The sequence below is a fragment of the Streptomyces sp. NPDC001941 genome, from assembly GCF_040296945.1.
Lineage (GTDB): Bacteria > Actinomycetota > Actinomycetes > Streptomycetales > Streptomycetaceae > Streptomyces.
Window position 1 is genome coordinate 57063 of the sequence record NZ_JBEOYE010000041.1, and the last position, 16809, is coordinate 73871.

The following is a 16809-nucleotide window of genomic DNA, read 5'->3' on the forward strand; positions in this document are numbered from 1 at the left end:
TCAGTCGACGAGGGCCTTCCAGGTGTTGGGGCCGACGATGCCGTCCGCGTCCAGGTCCTGGGCCTTCTGGAAGGCGACGGTCGCGTCGCGGGTGCCCGCGCCGAAGTCACCGTCGACGGTGAGCTTGGCGCCGTGGGCGTTGAGGAGGGACTGGGCGGCCTTGACCGCGTTGCCGGTGGAGCCGGACTGGACGGTGGTGATGAGGGCCTGCCAGGTGTTGGGTCCGACGATGCCGTCGGCGTCGAGGCCCTTGGACTTCTGGAAGTTGACGACCGCCGTACGCGTACCGGCCCCGAACTGCCCGTCCACGTCGAGCTTCGCGCCGTGCGCGTTGAGCAGGTGCTGCAGGCCGGTGACCCGGTAGCCGCTGCTGCCCTCCTTCACCGTGGCCCAGTCGCTGCCCGGCGGGGGCGGCGTGAAGGAGCCGTCGGCGAGCTTCTTCAGGTCGGCGAGCGTGCCGTTGAAGACGTTCTGGTCGCCGGGGAACGTGCCGTGGTCGGCGGTCTGCCAGATCGTGTACGACGACCAGCCCTTGGGCAGCGGCAGCGGGGTGCCGTTGTAGTTGGCGATCCACAGGGGCGACTTGGAGGCGAAGGAGCCGGTGTTGCCCGTGCACTGCGACCACCAGCTGGTCGTCGAGTAGATCACCGGGTAGCGCCCGGCCTTGGCCTTGTACCGTTCGACGAAGGAGCTGATCCAGCTGGTCATCGCGCTCTGGCTGAGCCCGTAGCAGGTGCCGCCGCTGTAGGGGTTGTACTCGATGTCCAGCGCGCCCGGCAGCGTCTTGCCGTTCTTGGCCCAGCCGCCGCCGTTGGCGAGGAAGTAGTCGGCCTGGGCGGCGCCGCCTGACTTGTCGGGGAGTGCGAAGTGGTAGGCGCCGCGTATCAGCCCCGCGCCCGCCGAACCGTTGTACTGCTGGGCGTAGTTCGGGCTCTTGTAGCTGGTTCCCTCGGTCGCCTTGACGTAGGCGAACTTGGCTCCCGCCGAGGCGACTTGGGACCAGTTGACGTTGCCCTGGTGGCTGCTCACGTCCAGCCCTCGTACCGCGCTCGCGGCCAGGGCCGGGGCGACGGGAGAGGCGGTACGGGCCCCGAGACCGGAACCCGCGTGGTGGTCGGCCGCGCTGGAGACCGGTTCCGGGACTGTCGCGGCGGCGGCGGTACCCGCCGCGAGCAGCAGCGAGGAAGCGACGACTACAGCGGCCGGCAAGGTGCGTGACGTACGGCGGAAGCGGGCGCGGGACGGTCTCGTGAAGGACATGGGGATGCGTCTCCTCGTTCCATCGGTGTGGGGATGCGCGGTGCGTGGATGCGGTGCGTCGGCGCGGGCACCGTCAGTGCCACGGCCCTCGCGACTGACGGCGAATCTAGCCACGGCGCGCGGCCCACACGTCACCCAGCGGATTGACCGGAGGGTCCAACCCCGGTGGTAGCTGGTCGACCGGATCAATCCCGCGCGGTACACCCCGTCACCGACTGGCCGTTCAGGCCGCTGCCACGTCCTCACCGGCCAGGAACGGCCGCAGCAGACCGAGCAGGGCGCGGGGGCGGTGCAGCGGGATGATGTGGCCGCAGTCCTCGATGACGTGCGCGGTGAGGTCGTCGGTGAACGGGCGGAGCTGGCGTTCCAGCGCGGCGCCGACGGGCCGGGCGCCCACCGCCATCGTCGGCACCGTCAGGCGGGCCGTGGCGAGCGCCTGCTCGATCTGCGCCGCGCTCTCGGGCAGCGCCCGGTAGTACGAGAACGCACGGCTCAACGCCTGACGGCCGGTGAACGCGCGGACGAAAGCGTTCCGGAGGGCCGGGCGCACCCCCTCGCCGAGCGTGCCCGCGCGCAGGAACCAGTCGACGTATTCGGCCTCGTGGCCCTCCACCACGGTCTCGGCGAGTCCGGGCGCGGCGGCATGGAAGCCGAACCACCACGGTGGACCGTCGGCGAGGAAGTCCTCGGCGCCGGGCAGCCTGCCCAGGAGGGACTCCATGACGACCAGGCGCCGTACGAGTCCGGGGCGGCGCAGGGCGAGGAGGAAGGCCGGCGCGGTGCCCGCGTCGATGCCCACCACTGCGGCCGGGGACACGTCGAGCGTGGTGAGGAGCGCGGCGGCGTCGTCGGCCAGGGTGCCCGCGTCGTACCCGGAGGCGGCCGGGCTGCTCGCGCCGAACCCGCGCAGGTCCGGCGCGATGACGCGGTAGCGGTCGGACAGGCCGGCCATCACGTCCGTCCACAGCTCCCAGGTGTGCGGGAATCCGTGCAGCAGCAGTACGGCCGGGCCCGATCCGGCGAGGGCGACGTTCAGTTCGACACCGTTGACGGGGATGCGCCGCAGTTCGGGCATGGGGAGGCTCCAGGTGAATGACGGGGGCGGGCGGTGAGGAATGGTGACCAACTCACGCTAGGGAACTATCGTGGTGCGCCCAAGACGGCACTTTCCCTTCAGGTGGTGAGCTCCGAGTGACCGCATCACAGTCCGACGAACCCGGTCGGCGGCGCGGTGAGCGGGGTGATCTGCTGGACCCGCTCTGCCCGACCCGCCAGTTGCTCGACCGCATCGGCACCAAGTGGACGTCGATGGCGGTCAAGGTGCTGGCCGAGGAGGCTCCGGACGAGCTGCGTTTCGCGGAGCTGCGGCGCCGTATCCCCGGCATCTCGCAGAAGATGCTGTCCGTCACCCTGCAGAGCCTGGTCCGCGACGGCCTGGTCGCGCGCCGGGTGGAACCCACCGTGCCGCCCGCCGTCCACTACCGGCTCACCGGGCTCGGCCTGTCCCTCGAAGGGCCGCTCTCCGCACTGCGCGTCTGGGCCGAGACGCACATGCCGGAGATCGACAGGAACAACCGGTTCGCCGACGCGTCACCCCCCGACTAGGGTCGACTCCCATGTTCACCACAAGACGATCACCCACGGTCCGCCTCGCACGCGCCTTCGGTACGGCCGCCACGAGCCTGCTCCTGCCGGCCACCCTGCTCGTGGGCGTCAACGCGGGAACCGCTGTGGCCGCCCCCGGTGACGAGCTGGTCCGCACCTCCACGGACTCTCCCGACCGCTTCAAGATCCATCCGCTGAACCGGCTGGACCAGTACACCAAGGCGATCTCCGCCATGCGGTCCTCGCCCGGCATCACACCGCTGTCCGCCCCGCTCGACCAGCTCAAGGGCACGGGTCACCAGGGAAAGACGGGCCTGTGCTACCCGGCGGCCTTCCATCCCGGGATCGCCGCGTCCGGCTACTGCTGGGACAACGAGGACGACGCCACGGGCGGCCCCAACGGATGGACTCCGCAAGGCCTCTCCCCCAAGGTGGACCAGCCGAACTGGCAGGTGGCTTCCTGGCACTCCAGCGGCAACAAGCACAGCCGCCTGACATTCGTCGACCGCTCCGGGGCGGCCCCGCGGTACAACCACGTGCTCCTGGTCGTTCCCGGAGGCGCGGCCAAGTTCAGCGCCCTGGAGGACACTCACGCGGACAGCATCGTCTGGAAGGGCGACCGGCTGCTCATGGGCACCGGCAGATCCCTCCACGAGTTCCTCCTCACCGATCTCATGCGCGTCAACACCCTCGACAAGCGCATCGGCGTCGACGCGGCCGGCAACGCCTCCGCGCTCTACCACAACTACATCCTCCCGGTCCGGGAGAGCTACTGGACGCCTGACAGCACCTCCGAGGACTGCACGGCGGGGGAAGGCACCCTGGACGTCCCCGGCAACAAGGCCTCCGGATCGTGCCTCACGTCGCTGAGCTACTCCGACGACGGCAAGACCCTCGTCTCCAGCGAGTACATGCAGAACAAGTCGGGCGGGCGCATCATCCAGTGGCCGGAGTTCGCGACGGGCGGCACGGCCACCGCCACCCGCGTGTGGCGCTCCCCCGTGTACAGCATGCAGGGCGCGCTCCTCGCCGAAGGACACCTCTTCATCTCCGGCAAGTGTCCGGACAGCTTCGACAACGGCGGCGAATACCGGATCGTCGACGGGAAGAAGATCCCCCGGGAGAACGCCTGCATCCACAAGGCCGTGCCCGGTGGGAAGCCCAGCGTCCTCACCGCCGTACCCGACATGTCGCAGAACCTCGGCTACGACCCCGTCAGCAAGCGCATCTGGGGCATCAGCGAGCGCTGGTTGGAGACCCGCAACCGCCTTGTCTTCAGCGTCAACACGACCCCGACGCCGATCACCGCCGTCCGCTTCAAGAACATCGGCAGCAACAAGTGCCTGACCCCCTACGGCGCCCTCATCAAGTCCGGAATCACCCAGACCCAGTGGGAGTGCAACGGCAAGAGCCCGCAGAACTGGTACTGGGACGGCAAGACGATCCGCAACTTCTCCAGCAGGCTCTGCCTGACCGTCAACGGCGGCAGTGACTCCAACGGGGCCCGGATCACCCAGTGGACCTGCAACGGCAGCCCCTACCAGGACTGGACCCTGCGCAGGAACTCCGCCGGTGGCGGGGCCCAGATCGTCAGCGTCGGCAGCAACCTCTGCCTCACCTCCGACGCCGGCAGCCCGGACAACGGCGCCGAGATCGTGCAGTGGGCCTGCAACCCCGACCAGATCAAGCACTCCTGGAACGGCGGCTGACACACCGGCCCCGCGGCACCGTTCTCACGCGGACGGCATCAGGACGCTGGTGGCGCTTCCCGCGATCCGGTCGGGTGGCCTCTCACCGTCGGTGCGTCCGGTGCGTGCGGCGGCGAAGCGGGTCGGGGACAGGCCGGTCATCGCCTTGAACTCGCGGCTCAGATGGGCCTGGTCGGAGTAGCCGCAGGCCGAGGCCGCCCCGCTCGACGACGACCCGTCGGCGAGCAGGGCGGCCGCGCGGCGCAGGCGCAGGATGCGGGCCGTCTTCTTGGGCGTGTGCCCGATCTGTTCCTCGAAGCGGATCTCGAGGGTGCGGGCGCTCCATCCGGTGGTGCGGGCGAGTTCGGCGATCCGGGCCTGGCCTTCCGTCGCGACCAGGTGGTGCCACACACCGAGCACCCGGGGGTCGACCTGCGGCGCGTCGCGCAGCCGGCGTACGAGAGCGTCCGCGACGACCTGGATCCGGTGGTGCGGACCGCGTCCGTCGGCGAGCTGCTCGGCGAGCCGCGCCCCGTCCCGCCCCAGCAGGTCGTCCAGGGGCAACCCGCCCTGCGTCAGCTCACGCACCGGTACCCCGAACACCCGGCGGGCCAGCCACGGTTCCACCACCAGCTCCACCCCGCGCAGTACACCGGAGTGGCAGCCGAGAGCAGCGGTGAGGCTCGGACCGTGTACGAGAGAGCCGCGTACGAGTGAGCCGTGTGCGGGTGATCCGTGTACGGGTGTCCCGTGCGCGGGCGGCGTGGGGCCGTGGCCGGGTGTGCCGAGGCGGCCGACGTGGAGGGCTCCGTCGAAGAGGATCACCATCGTGACCGTCGCCGTGGGGAGTTCGAGCCTGCGGCGGGGGCCGGTGCGGTAGTCGAACTCGTTGTAGCCGATGACCCCGGCCGGAAGGTGTGCGCCGCCGCGCGGGGTGCGTACGGTACGCCAACTACCGTCGGCTGCACGCGCGTTCTCCAGGTGAGTCGGCCCCGCCGGCAGGGCCGGGATGTGCGCGGCGGCCCGTGCGGCCTGGGGACGCGGAGTGCGCGCGCCGTACGGAACCGAGAGTTCCCCGCCCTCGCCCACCATCGGCGACCCTTCCCGAACACCCGTGGTTGCCTTCGAGACGCCGTCGGCCACCGCCCGTGGCCGCGGCGCGAGAGTAGCCCATCACCGCCGCCAGGCCCCAGTGACTCACGTCACACATGCCCACGCGCCCCGGGTCCTTCGATTTTCTTCAAGACATCGCCCCCGACCCGACGGCACTCTCCCCCCAGCGGATCGACTCACGACCGCCGTGCTCACGGAGAGGGGCCACGATGCCCAAGCGAACGGTCGCCGCACGCTGCGCGATAGCGATCGCCACCCTGGCGGCGGCGGTCACCCTGCAGCCGACACCGGCCCAGGCCACGGCAAAGTACGGGTGCCCCTACCCGTGGGTCTGCTTCATGAAGGGACCGTACAAGTCGTCCTCGGCCAAGGTGGTCGCGAAGTACCAGGACGTCACGAACTACTACCAGAAGGTCACGCCGGCCGCGAGCGGCTCGGACTGGCTCTACAACTCCCGCAACGACGACCGCGTGCAGCTCGTGCTCGAAGAGGAGACCAACGCACCGTTCTGCGTGCGTCCGAACAGTACGGAGACGTGGTCGATCAAGGACCCCTCGCACATCATGATCCAGACCCAGTCCGCCTGTAAGAGCTCCTGAGGGCATGCCTGGCGCCACGGACCGAGCCGTCACCACGCGGCCGGGTAGCCGACGTCGGCGCGGCCCGAGTCCACGGTGAGGTCAAGGGTGCGGCGGGACCCGGGATCGTCGAGCCCCTCCGGGACCTCGCACCTGCCCTTGCCTGCCGTGCAGTCGAGGCGGAGCCGGGTGGCCGCGGGGACGGTGAGCGCGGCGCGGCCGGAGCCGATGCGCGCGGTCAGCCGGTCCGGAGGGACGACGAAATCGGCGACGGCACGGCCTGACCCGACGGTGAGGTCGGCCTGCGCGGAGGTGAGGCCGGTGGCCGCCAGGCGGCCCGAGCCGACCGTGGCGCGCAGGGTGCCGCGCAGCGCGGTGAGGGCGAGCTGCCCGGAGTCGATCTCGACCTGGACGTTCCCGCCGAGGCCGCTGATCGCCGTACGGCCCGAGGCGGCGGTCAGTTTCACCGGGAGGTCGACGGGGACGGTCACGGCCAGCCGGACGGCGCAGCCCGCGCCGGGTGCGACCGAGGCCCAGCCGTCCTCGTCGGGGCAGTGCGGGGTGAGGCGCAGGGTGTCGCCGAGCCAGGTCTCCTCGACGGATGGTTCCTCCTGGGACCAGCTGGTCTCGGCGCGGTAGCCGACCTCGCGGTCCGCGCGCGGGGTGACGGTCACGTCCGCGTCGCCTGCCACGATCTCCAGTGCGGTGACCGGGCGCCCTCCGCTGCCGCCGTCCAGGACTCCGCCGCGGACGGTGGCGGTCCCCCACGCCTGCCAGCCCGCGACGGTCACCACGAGGAGCGCGCTGAGGAACGCCACGGCCGTCCAGACGAGGCGCGGGACCCGGTCGACCGGCGGGGCGGGAGCCGGTGTCACGCGGCGCCCTCCAGGAAGCGCAGGACGGCCAGGACCCGGCGGTGGTCCCCGTCGGCCTGCGGCAGGTCGAGCTTGGCGAAGATGCTGTTGATGTGCTTGGCGACCGCGCTCTCGCTCACGACGAGTTCGGCGGCGACCCCCGCGTTGGAGCGGCCTTCGGCCATCAGGCCCAGCACGTCGCGCTCGCGCGGGGTGAGGCGGTCGAGCGGGCCCCGCGTGCCGCCGCGCCGCAGCAGGAGCTGGGCGACGACCTGGGGGTCGAGGGCGGTGCCGCCCGCGGCGACGCGGCGCAGGGCGTCGATGAACTCCTCGACGTCGGCGACCCGTTGCTTGAGCAGGTAGCCGATGCCGGAGCCGCTGTGGGTGGCGAGGAGGTCGGCGGCGTACCGCTCCTCGACGTACTGCGAGAGCAACAACACGGCTGTATCAGGGTGCTGCTGACGAATCATCAGAGCGGCCCGCACCCCTTCGTCGGTGAACCCCGGCGGCATCCGTACGTCCACGAGGGCCAGTTCGGGGCGGTGTTCGGCGACGGCGGCGAGCAGCCTCTCTGCGTCACCGGCCTCGGCGGCCACCTCGAAGCCGGCCATGTCGAGGACCTTGACCAGTCCTATGCGCAACAGGACGGAGTCTTCGGCTATGACGGCCCGCACGGCAGCTCCACGGTGATGGTGGTCGGGCCCCCGAGAGGGCTGTCGATCTTGATCGTTCCGTCGACAGACCCTACGCGCTTGGCGAGGCCGACCAGACCGCTGCCGCGCGCCGGGTCCGCCCCGCCCACCCCGTCGTCGGTGACGGTGACCCGCAGCAGGTCCGTCCTCCCGGCCGGGTGCGGTGTACGCACCACCCGCACCGAACAGTGCCGCGCCCGGGCGTGCTTGGCGACGTTGGCCAGCGCCTCGGAGACGACGAAGTAGGCGACGGCCTCCACGGTGGCGCCGGGCCGGGCGGCCAGGTCCACGGTCAGTTCGACGGGGAGCGGGGCGCGGGCGGCGACCCCGGAGAGCGCCGCGTCGAGCCCCCGGTCCTCGAGGACGGCCGGATGCAGGCCCCGTACCAGGCTGTTCAGCTCCTCGATCGCCTCCTTCGCCTCGCGGTGGGCCTCGTCGATGACGGCCTTGGCCTCGGGCGCCAGGCCCGGCAGGGTGGCGCGGGCGATGCCGAGGTTCATGGCGAGCGCGACGAGCCGCTGCTGGGCGCCGTCGTGCAGGTCCCGTTCGATGCGCCGGCGTTCGAGGTCGGCGGCGTCCAGCACCCCGGCGCGGCTCTCGGCCAGGTCGCGGGCGCGCCGCTCCAGCTCGCGGGCCCGGTTGGGGCCGAGGAGGGCCCCGGCGGCGAAGGCGTCGAGCCGGGCGACCAGGACGGCCAGCAAGGGGGCGGCGAGGAGGAGCAGACCGCCCGCCGTGGTGACGAGGTCGTAGTCCTGGGCGGGGAAGGGCGGTTGCACCAGCAGCTCCCAGCCGTACACGCTGGCCCCCGCCGCGCCCGCGGCCCAGGCCAGGACGGCGAGTACGCCTCCGAGGGCGGTGAGCGGACCGGCCAGGAGGTGGTAGCCGTACTGCCGCCAAGTGGCCTCGGAACGCAGCCGTTCGAACTGCCCGCGCGGGGTCCACCAGCGGTGCTCGCGTACGACCACGGGGACGTCGAGGCCGAGCATGGCCCGGAACCGCCCGCGCTGGAGCGAGGTGAGCGCCGGAGTCAGCAACAGCAGCAGGAGCAGGGGCACGGCGGAGCCCGTCGGGTTGCGCCAGATGGCGCCGAGGCCGAGGAGGGCGGGCAGCGCGGGCGGGAGGGCGGACGCGACGAGGGTCGTGTCGCGCCGGATCCGGGCGGGCCAGGGTGCGAGTGCGGCGGGCCAGGTGCGGGGATGTCGTGCCGCGCCGCCGGGAGTTGCCATGCCCGTACGGTAATCGCACTGGTCGGGGGCGTGCCATCACGTTGCTGCCCGCCCGGGGGTGTACCTGGTACCACCCCCGTTCCGGACCGTGGGGGGAGTGATCCGCACGGCCCGGCGAACCAGGCTGGTGTGGTGCCCGGGGGACGGACCACCGGGCCGGAAGGAGCCCTGCCGCCATGGCCGTTGCCACCCACCTGACCCGCACCCGGCGCACCCCGCGCCTCGCCCTGTTGTGCACGGGGGCCGGACTGGCCCTGGTGCCGTGGGTGCTGGTGCTGGCGAAGACCCTGCCGCAGTCCGCCGAGGTGTCGAACTGGGCCACGGCCTGGATCGGCCTGGACGTGCTGCTGGCCGCGGGTCTGACGGGGACGGGGGCGCTGCTGCGCAGGGGGGACCACCGCGTGGTCCCAGTGGCCGCAGCGACGGCGGCGCTGCTGGCCGTGGACGCCTGGTTCGACGTCACGACCTCGGCCGGGACCCCCGGCCAGGGCGCCGCGATCCTGCTGGCACTGGGCGCGGAGCTACCGCTGGCGGTGGTGTGCGCGGGGGTGGCGGCCCGGGGGCGTCCGGCGGTTGCGGGAGGTTAGGAGCGGGGGCTGCTGCGCGCGGCGGGCGCGCCCGGTGGAGCAGCCGGTCAGGAATCGAGAAGCGCGCCGCACCGGGCCGCCCCTAACCTGCTCGCCATGGACATCACCATTCACACGACGTCCCTCCCGCACGACGACCCGGACGCTTCGCTCGCCTTCTTCCGCGACCTCCTGGGCTTCGAGGTCCGCAGCGACGTCGGGCAGGGCAGGACGCGCTGGATCACCGTCGGTCCGCCCGGTCAGCCGAGCACCTCGATCCTGCTGGCACCGCCCGCCGTCGATCCCGGCATCACCGAGGACGAGCGCCGCACCATCACCGAGATGATGGCCAAGGGCACCTACGGCTGGATCCAGCTGGCCACCCCGCACCTCGACGCCACGTTCGAGAAGGTGCGGGCCGGTGGCGCCGAGGTCGTCCAGGAGCCGACCGAGCAGCCGTACGGCGTCCGCGACTGCGCGTTCCGCGACCCGGCGGGCAACCTGGTCCGGATCCAGGAGCTGCGCTGAGGGGAGGGGCGGTTCTCATGTGCAATCCCGCATGGCGACGTGCGCGCGTCGAGGCGCAGCGCCTGGCCGATCTCGCGCGGCTGCGGCGCGTCCGCGACCGGATCGACAGGGAGTACGCGCTGCCGCTGAACGTGGAGGCGCTCGCTCAGGACGTGGGGATGCCCGCCTGGCACCTGAGCCGGCAGTTCCGGGCCGCGTACGGCGAGTCTCCGCACGCGTACCTGATGGCGCGCCGCGCCGAGCGGTCGGCCGCACTGCTGCTGCGGGGCGGGGCGGGGCGGGTCGCGGGACGACCGGTCAGGAATCGAGAAGCCACGGACCACGTGCAACCCCTAGCGTGAGGGACATGGCGACCGGCGCGCAGCGCGCAGCTGACCGACGGGCGCGTACCGACGTGACATCCGGGTCCCGGCCCGTGGACCTCCGGCATCTCCACGACGACAGCTACAGCTACAACGCAAGGAGCAAGAAATGAAGGCACACGTCAGCTCGATCCTCCTCGGCGTCCGGGACATGGACCGGGCCAAGCAGTTCTATACCGAGGGCCTCGGCTGGAAGATCGAGAACGACTTCGGCGTCTCGGTGTTCTTCGCCTCGGACGGCGCCTCGCCGGTCGGCTTCTACAGCCGTGAGGGCCTTGCCGACCTGGTGGGTACGGACCAGGAGGGCAGCGGCTTCAGTGGCCTGGTGCTGACGTACGTCGTCCGCAGCGAGGCCCGGGTCGACGAGATCATGGCGGAGGCCGAGGACGCCGGCGCCAAGGTCCTCAAGCCCGCCGGCGCACTGCCCTGGGGCGGCTACGGCGGCACCTTCGCCGACCCGGAGGGCTACATCTGGAGCCTCGGCTACAGCGCCCAGGGAACCGATCAGCCCTACGCCGAGTGATCCCACTCCCCCATCGCAGCGATCGGAACCGGGCACGCAGGCGGAGTCCGCGACGAACGAGCAGCACGAACAGGAGAAGACCATGAAGTTCCGCACCTTCGTCGAGCCGCCTGAGCCCATGCGGGGCCTGGAAGTTCCGCCCGAGGTGGTCGCGGCGCTCGGCGGAGATGCGCGACCGCCGGTGACGATCACGCTCAACGGGCACTCCTGGAAGAGCCGGGTCGCCCTGCTGCGCGGCCGCCACCTGCTCGGCCTCAGCCTCGCCAACCGGCGGGCGGCCGGAGTCGACGTCGGCGACGAGGTCGAGGTCGATCTGGAGCTCGACACCGAGCCGCGCGTCGTCGTCGAGCCGCCGGACTTCGCCCGGGCCCTGGACGACGATCCGGTCGCCCGGGCCGCCTACGACAAGCTCGCGTACAGCCACAAGCGCGAGCACGTGCGCGCCGTCGAGAGCGCGAAGAAGCCGGAGACGCGCCAACGGCGCATCGAGAAGGCCATCACCACCCTGCGCGGCTGACCGGAGGGAGCGGGGGCTGGGCGTCGAGGTCGATCCGGCCGCCGTACCGGACGTCCTCGGCGAACTCCCGGTCGAGGAACCTCTCCAGTGCGTTCATGGGGGCTCCAGTGGGGCGGTCGCGGCTCCTGCCCGCCACCGTACGGGACGAGGGGACGGACGTACGACGCACGTACGCGGCGCGAGGACTCGGCCGGTGACTCACTCCTACGGCCGTACTCGGCCGCGCGCGAGTGGCCGTCGGGGTCCGAGCGGCTGACGGTGGAAGCGGTGCGCCACGGCCGGGGCATCCGGCCCCGCGTGATGTGCGCGCCCAACCTGGAGCCAGCATGCGCAATCCCGTCCGTTCACTCTGCGCCGCCCTCACCGCCGCGGGCAGCCTCGTCGCCCTCGCGACGGCGACCGTCCCCGCCTCCGCGGCCGAGGGGGACATGATCAAGGTCAACGGCGTGAAGGTCGCGGCCGACCAGCTCACCGCGACGCTGTCGATCACCTACAAGTGCACCGGGCGGGTCGAGCTCGATCCGGGGCTCTACACGGTCAACGAGATCAACATGGGCCCGACGCTGCCCTGGGTGCCCCGGTGCGACGGAACCACGCGCACCGCGAGCCTGGTGGCGCCCGGCCCCTTCAACGTCCTGGGGGAGTTCGCCAGCAACGTCCTGGTGGCGGGCGCCCAGATGTACTACATCGTGCCGGGGCGCGACGGCCTCCCCACCACCGCGTTCCTGGATGACCACAAGTACTACCGGCAGTGCCCGGAGGACTCCGGCAAGGTGTGCGAGATTCCCGGGCCGCAGTAGCAGTCCCCTGTACGAACGCCCCTCCCCGGCGGGCCTGATCGCGTACGCGTACGTACGCGCGTACGCGTACGGGGCCGTCCTTCCCACCCCCGTGGCGGAAGGACGGCCCCAGCCCCTGACCCCGTCGTGGGGCGCCGGCCGTCAGTACAGCTTGTTGACGGCCGTGGTCGTGGTCTTCTTGAAGGCGGCCACGGGCGCGTTCGTGAAGTCGCCCAGCTGTCCCCACTTCACGACGGTCACGGTCTTGTCGTCCCGCCCGACCGACAGCAGCGCGATGTCGGTCGCGCCCCACGACGTCTCGGTGTGCAGGCCGCGGACGCGGGCGCCCTCCTCGACCGGCAGCGTGCCGTAGTCCCTGCCCTCGGCCTCGACGTCGGGTGAGGACTGCTCGATGCGGTCGGCACAGGTGCGGATCAGGTCGTCGTAGTGCTTGGCCAGGGCCTTGGCATGGGCGGCCGTGTCCGCCACGACGGTCAACTGCACGGCGTTGGTGTCCAGATCGGTACGGAAGGTGCGGTGCCGGTAGTCGTACGAGGGCACTCCCTCGGTGCTCACGCAGAAGCCGAGCTCCTCGGGGAACCCCTCGGTGACCGGCCCGGCGGTCCAGGACGACGTCGGGTGCGGCGGCAGCTGGGACGCCGAGAGGAACTTGGGCGCGGCGGCCTTCGGCGCGGCACCGGCGGCCGGTGCGATGAGGACCGTGCCCGCCGCGAGGGCGGCGACGGTGAGTGCGGTGCAAGCGCTCGTACGGATGCGCAGGGACATGGGTCTTCCCCCGGTGGATGAGTACGTGGATGAGCACGTGAATGGGTACGTGGACGTGGGTGCCGCGGCGAGTCCGGCTGGTCGGCCCGGTCCTGTTCGGTGCGGCACCAAGAGCATCAACGGTCACGGCGGGCCGGCGCAACAGCCGACGTGCCGTCGAGCGGGGTGGAACCATCCCAGCTCCTCTGACGTGCAGGTACATGAGGTGCCTGGGATGCCGTCCCGGGCCGGACGAGGTCGTACGAGGGCGGGGACGCGTGTCGGCACAGGGCAACGACGGCGGCGGGAACGGCGACGGTGCGATCGACGCAGGAGGCATCGACGAGGTGGCGGAGTTCGCGGCGCTGCTGCGGACGCTGAAGGAGCGCACGGACCGGAGCTACGGCTCGCTGGCCCGCCGCCTCGGCATGAACACCTCGACGCTGCACCGCTACTGCGCGGGCGACGCGGTCCCGCTCGACTTCGCCCCGGTGGAACGCTTCGCGGCCCTGTGCGGGGCGACCGCGGAGCAACGCCTGGAGCTCCACCGCCGTTGGCTGCCGGCGGTGGCGGCCCGGCGTCGGCCCCGTACGGCGGAAGCGGCCGAGAGCGCGCCCGACACGGCGGACGGGCCGCGCACGGAGGTGGAGGGCACCGCGGAATCCTGTGCTCCGCTAAACCGCGACGGCAGTGCGGTCGTCGAAACGACCCCCGTCACCGGACCGACCCGCCTTCCGTCGCCCCCGCTCCCGACCCCGCGTCGCCCCTGGTACCGCCGCGGGCGTCTCGTGGTCGGGCTGGCCTCCGTCTGTGCCGTACTCACGGCGCTCGGGGCCTTCTCCGCGCAGCCGGACGGGCGGCGGGCGTCCGCCGACGGTCCCGACCGGGTCGCCGGCACGACAGCCGAGGCCGGGACCAAGGGGCCGGAGGTACGGGACGCCTCGTCCAGCCCGAGCGGCACCCCCACGCCCAGGACGACGTCCAGCCCCGCCGCCCCGGGCAAGGGCCCGGGCTCCTCTCCCCCGCCCAGCGCGCCATCCGCCCGGCCCTCCGCCGAACAGCCCGGCGCACTGCCGCTCGCCTGGTCCGTCAACTCCCAGGCCTGGAAGCTCGGCTGTGGTCACGACTACGTCATCGCCAAGCCGCCGGGCCAGGTCCCCCCGCCCCCGGCCCCGCAGGACGCGGCGCCCTGGGCGGCCACGCAGGGCGCGGTGCACGGCGGCGAGACGCTGCTCCGGCTGTCGGTGCAGGGCCTCAGCGACACGGCCGTCGTCCTGGAGGCGCTGCGCGTGCGCGTGGCCGGTCGTACGTCCCCGGCAGAGGGGAACGCCTACGCCATGGACATGGGCTGCGGCGGCGCGCTCACTCCCCGGTCCTTCGCCGTGGACCTGGACAAGGACCGCCCCGTCGTCCGCGCGGTCGCGGGGAACGACTCGGGCAACCCGATCCCGGCGGTTCGCATGCCCTACCGCGTCTCGGCGAAGGACCCCGAGGTGCTGCTGATCACGGCCGGGACCAGTGCGTGCGACTGCCGCTGGTACCTGGAGCTGGACTGGTCCTCGCAGGGCCGCAGCGGCACCGTGCGCATCGACGACGACGGCCGCCCGTTCCGCACCAGCGCCATCAAGGGCCTGCCCCGGTACGCGTACGACACCTCGGGCCGACGGTGGGGGGCCTACAGCTAGGGCCTGTCCGGCCGCTCATGCGCGGACGCGGTGGTCGGCGCCGGGCGCTGTGCGGTGCGGGTTCATCCGTCGCGGCCGGTCGCCGCCCGGGCTCCGTTGAACATCACGCGGAGCATCAGGATGATGCTGAAGACGAGCAGGTTGTAGCCGAACACGGCGTACAGGCTCAGCGAGTTGGAGACTTCGGGGCCGCCGTCGCTGCCGAGCAGCAGGACGGCCATGATCCCGGACGTGGCGGCGAGGACCGTCGTCATGGCCTGGTGCAGGAGTCGTGCCGCGACGCGTTCGTCGTCCTTGTGGGAGAAGAGGCGGACGTTGAGGGTGAGTCGGCCCCGTTCGAGGTCGGCGGTGATGCGGTCGGCGCGGCGGGGGATGCGCCGCAGGACGGGCAGCATCGCCATCAGTTCGTCGGTGACGGTCTGGCGGAGCGTCGCGGGGCGCAGGTGTTCGTTGACCTCTTCGGCGGCGAAGGCCCGGGACTCGTTGACGATGTTGAAGCCGGGCGCGAGCTGCGCGAGGGTGCCTTCCAAGGTGGCCAGGGCGCGGAAGACGGCGGCGACTTCGGCGGGGACGGCGACGCCGTGCGCGGAGACGATGCGGAACATGTCGGTGAACATCTCGACGTCGGGGGCCAGGCCCGGGCCGAGGTGGCGGGCCATGAACCGGCCCAGGTCACGTTCGAGGGACTCGCCGTCGACGCCGTCGGAGCGGTCCATGACCTCGATGAACGCATCGCGCAGGGCGGCGGGGTCGCGTTGGTCGATGGCCAGCAACAGGCGTTGCAGGGAGCCCTGGAGCTGGGTGTCGAGGCGGCCGACCGAACCGAAGTCGAGCAGGGCGAGCGTGTTGTCGGGCAGCAGCAGGATGTTGCCGGGGTGGGGGTCGGCGTGGAAGACGCCGTCGACCATGACCTGCCGCAGGAGCGCGGACAGCAGCGTGCGGGCGAGGGCCTCGCGGTCCGCGTCGCGGTCGTCCAGGGCGCTGCGGGACCGGCCCAGGGGGATGCCGTCGAGGAGTTCCATCACCAGCACCCGGGCGGTGGTCAGGTCCGCGTGGACGTCGGGGATCTTCACGGTGGCCCGTCCGCCGCGCTGGGCGGCCGCCGCCTTGACGGTGGTGAGGTTGCGGGCCTCGACCCTGAAGTCGAGCTCCTCGCGCAGCGCGTCGGCGAAACCGTCGGCGAGGGCGACGGCTCCCAAGTTCTTTGCCCAGGCGTAGCGCTGTTCGAGGGTGTGCGCGACGCGCCGGCAGATGTCGAGGTCCCGTTCGACCCTGCGTACGATGCCGGGGCGCTGGACCTTGACGACGACGCGGCGGCCGTCGGGGAGCGTGGCGCGGTGGACCTGCGCGATGGACGCCGCGGCCAGCGGGGCCTGTTCGAACTCGGTGAACAGTTGCTCGGGGGGTGCGCCGAGCTCTTCGGTCAGCCGCAGCCGTACTTCTTCCCAGGGAGCGGGAGGCACGTCGTTCTGCAGTTTGCTCAGCTCGTCGATGAACTCGTCGGGCAGCAGGTCCCTGCGGGTGGACAGGACCTGGCCGAGCTTGACGAAGGTGACACCGCACTCCTCCAGGGTGCGGCGCAGGGCCAGCGCGAACTGGGCGTTGCGTTCGGGGGTGTTGCGGCTGGGGCGGTCGGTCAGGTGGCGCGGCAGGCCGTTGCGGGCGGAGGCCCGTGAGACCTGGAGGTAGCGGCGGGCGCGCAGGAGGCGTCCGTACAGGTGCCGGAACAGGCCGGGGCCGCTGCTGGGCAGCACGGTCTCCAGCAGGAGCAGGGCGAGCATCGTCGCGGCCAGGTTGACGCCCCAGAACAGCGGGAGGAGGTCCCACTGCCAGCCCGGGGCGGTGAAGAGCGGCCCCATGCTCGCTCCGGCGACGGCGAGGCCGAAGAACGCGCAGAGCACCACCCGCAGGAGGCTGCTGCGCAGCTTCAGCAGTCTCCGCCCGATCAGTGCCGGTCCCACGGTGACCACGAACACGCCGATCAGTGCGGGTACCGCGAGCGCGGGGTGGACGCCGAGGAGCGAGGCTTGTGTCATCACTGGTCCATCTCAGATGAGGTGCGGGCGTC

The 16809-nt window shown here is 72.0% G+C and carries 17 protein-coding genes and 2 pseudogenes; 10 read left to right on the forward strand and 9 right to left on the reverse strand.

Features of this window, described 5'->3' with window-relative positions; translation table 11 throughout:
* From ABT160_RS25595 to ABT160_RS25605, 3 genes and pseudogenes are all read right to left on the reverse strand, one after another.
* Nucleotides 1-384, reverse strand: a complete 384-nt coding sequence (locus ABT160_RS25595; RefSeq protein ID WP_351650168.1) for a peptidoglycan-binding domain-containing protein — start codon at nucleotides 382-384, stop codon at nucleotides 1-3.
* Between the two features lie 39 nt (nucleotides 385-423).
* A pseudogene (locus ABT160_RS25600) lies at nucleotides 424-1260 on the reverse strand (lysozyme); the annotation flags it as partial.
* Nucleotides 1261-1483: 223 nt separating this feature from the next.
* Nucleotides 1484-2335 carry an alpha/beta fold hydrolase gene (locus ABT160_RS25605; RefSeq protein ID WP_351650140.1) on the reverse strand — a complete coding sequence of 284 codons (852 nt, stop codon included), beginning with the start codon at nucleotides 2333-2335 and terminating at the stop codon, nucleotides 1484-1486.
* Nucleotides 2336-2451: 116 nt separating this feature from the next.
* Between ABT160_RS25605 and ABT160_RS25610 the strand changes: the two genes are divergently transcribed.
* Nucleotides 2452-2865 (forward strand): winged helix-turn-helix transcriptional regulator, encoded by a 414-nt coding sequence (locus tag ABT160_RS25610; RefSeq protein WP_351650141.1) that lies wholly within the window; start codon nucleotides 2452-2454, stop codon nucleotides 2863-2865.
* An 11-nt stretch (nucleotides 2866-2876) separates the two neighbouring features.
* Nucleotides 2877-4574: an RICIN domain-containing protein gene (locus tag ABT160_RS25615; RefSeq protein ID WP_351650143.1), complete on the forward strand. Its 1698-nt coding sequence runs from the start codon at nucleotides 2877-2879 to the stop codon at nucleotides 4572-4574.
* A gap of 24 nt (nucleotides 4575-4598) precedes the next feature.
* Here ABT160_RS25615 and ABT160_RS25620 read toward each other — a convergent pair whose 3' ends face one another.
* Nucleotides 4599-5645, reverse strand: coding sequence for a helix-turn-helix domain-containing protein (locus ABT160_RS25620; protein WP_351650144.1), 1047 nt, complete (start codon nucleotides 5643-5645; stop codon nucleotides 4599-4601).
* 230 nt (nucleotides 5646-5875) lie between these two features.
* Between ABT160_RS25620 and ABT160_RS25625 the strand changes: the two genes are divergently transcribed.
* The gene (locus tag ABT160_RS25625) at nucleotides 5876-6265 is read left to right on the forward strand and encodes a hypothetical protein (RefSeq protein WP_351650145.1); all 390 of its coding nucleotides are present in this window, start codon (nucleotides 5876-5878) and stop codon (nucleotides 6263-6265) included.
* Between the two features lie 29 nt (nucleotides 6266-6294).
* Here ABT160_RS25625 and ABT160_RS25630 read toward each other — a convergent pair whose 3' ends face one another.
* From ABT160_RS25630 to ABT160_RS25640, 3 genes are read right to left on the reverse strand one after another with little or no spacing between them, the layout of a single operon-like run.
* Nucleotides 6295-7119, reverse strand: coding sequence for a DUF4097 family beta strand repeat-containing protein (locus ABT160_RS25630; RefSeq protein WP_351650146.1), 825 nt, complete (start codon nucleotides 7117-7119; stop codon nucleotides 6295-6297).
* Nucleotides 7116-7772: a response regulator transcription factor gene (locus ABT160_RS25635; RefSeq protein ID WP_351650147.1), complete on the reverse strand. Its 657-nt coding sequence runs from the start codon at nucleotides 7770-7772 to the stop codon at nucleotides 7116-7118. The genes ABT160_RS25630 and ABT160_RS25635 overlap by 4 nt, the downstream gene beginning before the upstream one ends.
* The gene (locus tag ABT160_RS25640) at nucleotides 7757-9016 is read right to left on the reverse strand and encodes a sensor histidine kinase (protein ID WP_351650148.1); all 1260 of its coding nucleotides are present in this window, start codon (nucleotides 9014-9016) and stop codon (nucleotides 7757-7759) included. Before ABT160_RS25640 ends, ABT160_RS25635 begins: the two co-directional genes overlap by 16 nt.
* Nucleotides 9017-9192: 176 nt before the next feature.
* Here ABT160_RS25640 and ABT160_RS25645 point away from each other — a divergent pair, with 176 nt between their 5' ends.
* The 6 genes and pseudogenes from ABT160_RS25645 (at nucleotide 9193) to ABT160_RS25670 (ending at nucleotide 12312) form a co-directional block, all read left to right on the forward strand.
* Nucleotides 9193-9603, forward strand: coding sequence for a hypothetical protein (locus tag ABT160_RS25645; RefSeq protein ID WP_351650149.1), 411 nt, complete (start codon nucleotides 9193-9195; stop codon nucleotides 9601-9603).
* Nucleotides 9604-9699: 96 nt separating this feature from the next.
* A complete protein-coding gene (locus tag ABT160_RS25650; RefSeq protein ID WP_351650150.1) occupies nucleotides 9700-10110 on the forward strand; it encodes a VOC family protein in 411 nt (136 codons plus the stop codon).
* Between the two features lie 17 nt (nucleotides 10111-10127).
* Nucleotides 10128-10379 (forward strand): annotated as a pseudogene (locus ABT160_RS25655) (helix-turn-helix domain-containing protein); the annotation flags it as partial.
* Nucleotides 10380-10581: 202 nt separating this feature from the next.
* Nucleotides 10582-10995, forward strand: coding sequence for a VOC family protein (locus ABT160_RS25660; protein WP_351650152.1), 414 nt, complete (start codon nucleotides 10582-10584; stop codon nucleotides 10993-10995).
* Between the two features lie 82 nt (nucleotides 10996-11077).
* Complete coding sequence (locus tag ABT160_RS25665; protein WP_351650153.1) at nucleotides 11078-11512, forward strand: YdeI/OmpD-associated family protein; 435 nt, start codon at nucleotides 11078-11080, stop codon at nucleotides 11510-11512.
* A 326-nt stretch (nucleotides 11513-11838) separates the two neighbouring features.
* Nucleotides 11839-12312, forward strand: a complete 474-nt coding sequence (locus ABT160_RS25670) for a hypothetical protein (RefSeq protein ID WP_351650154.1) — start codon at nucleotides 11839-11841, stop codon at nucleotides 12310-12312.
* A 141-nt stretch (nucleotides 12313-12453) separates the two neighbouring features.
* Here the strand turns inward: ABT160_RS25670 and ABT160_RS25675 are convergent, their stop codons facing one another.
* Complete coding sequence (locus ABT160_RS25675) at nucleotides 12454-13077, reverse strand: hypothetical protein (protein WP_351650155.1); 624 nt, start codon at nucleotides 13075-13077, stop codon at nucleotides 12454-12456.
* Between the two features lie 200 nt (nucleotides 13078-13277).
* Between ABT160_RS25675 and ABT160_RS25680 the strand changes: the two genes are divergently transcribed.
* A complete protein-coding gene (locus ABT160_RS25680) occupies nucleotides 13278-14741 on the forward strand; it encodes a helix-turn-helix domain-containing protein (RefSeq protein ID WP_351650156.1) in 1464 nt (487 codons plus the stop codon).
* Nucleotides 14742-14803: 62 nt separating this feature from the next.
* Here the strand turns inward: ABT160_RS25680 and ABT160_RS25685 are convergent, their stop codons facing one another.
* Entirely contained in the window at nucleotides 14804-16777 is a 1974-nt protein-coding gene (locus ABT160_RS25685; protein ID WP_351650157.1) for an ABC1 kinase family protein, read from the reverse strand.
* Nucleotides 16778-16809 lie beyond the last annotated feature (32 nt).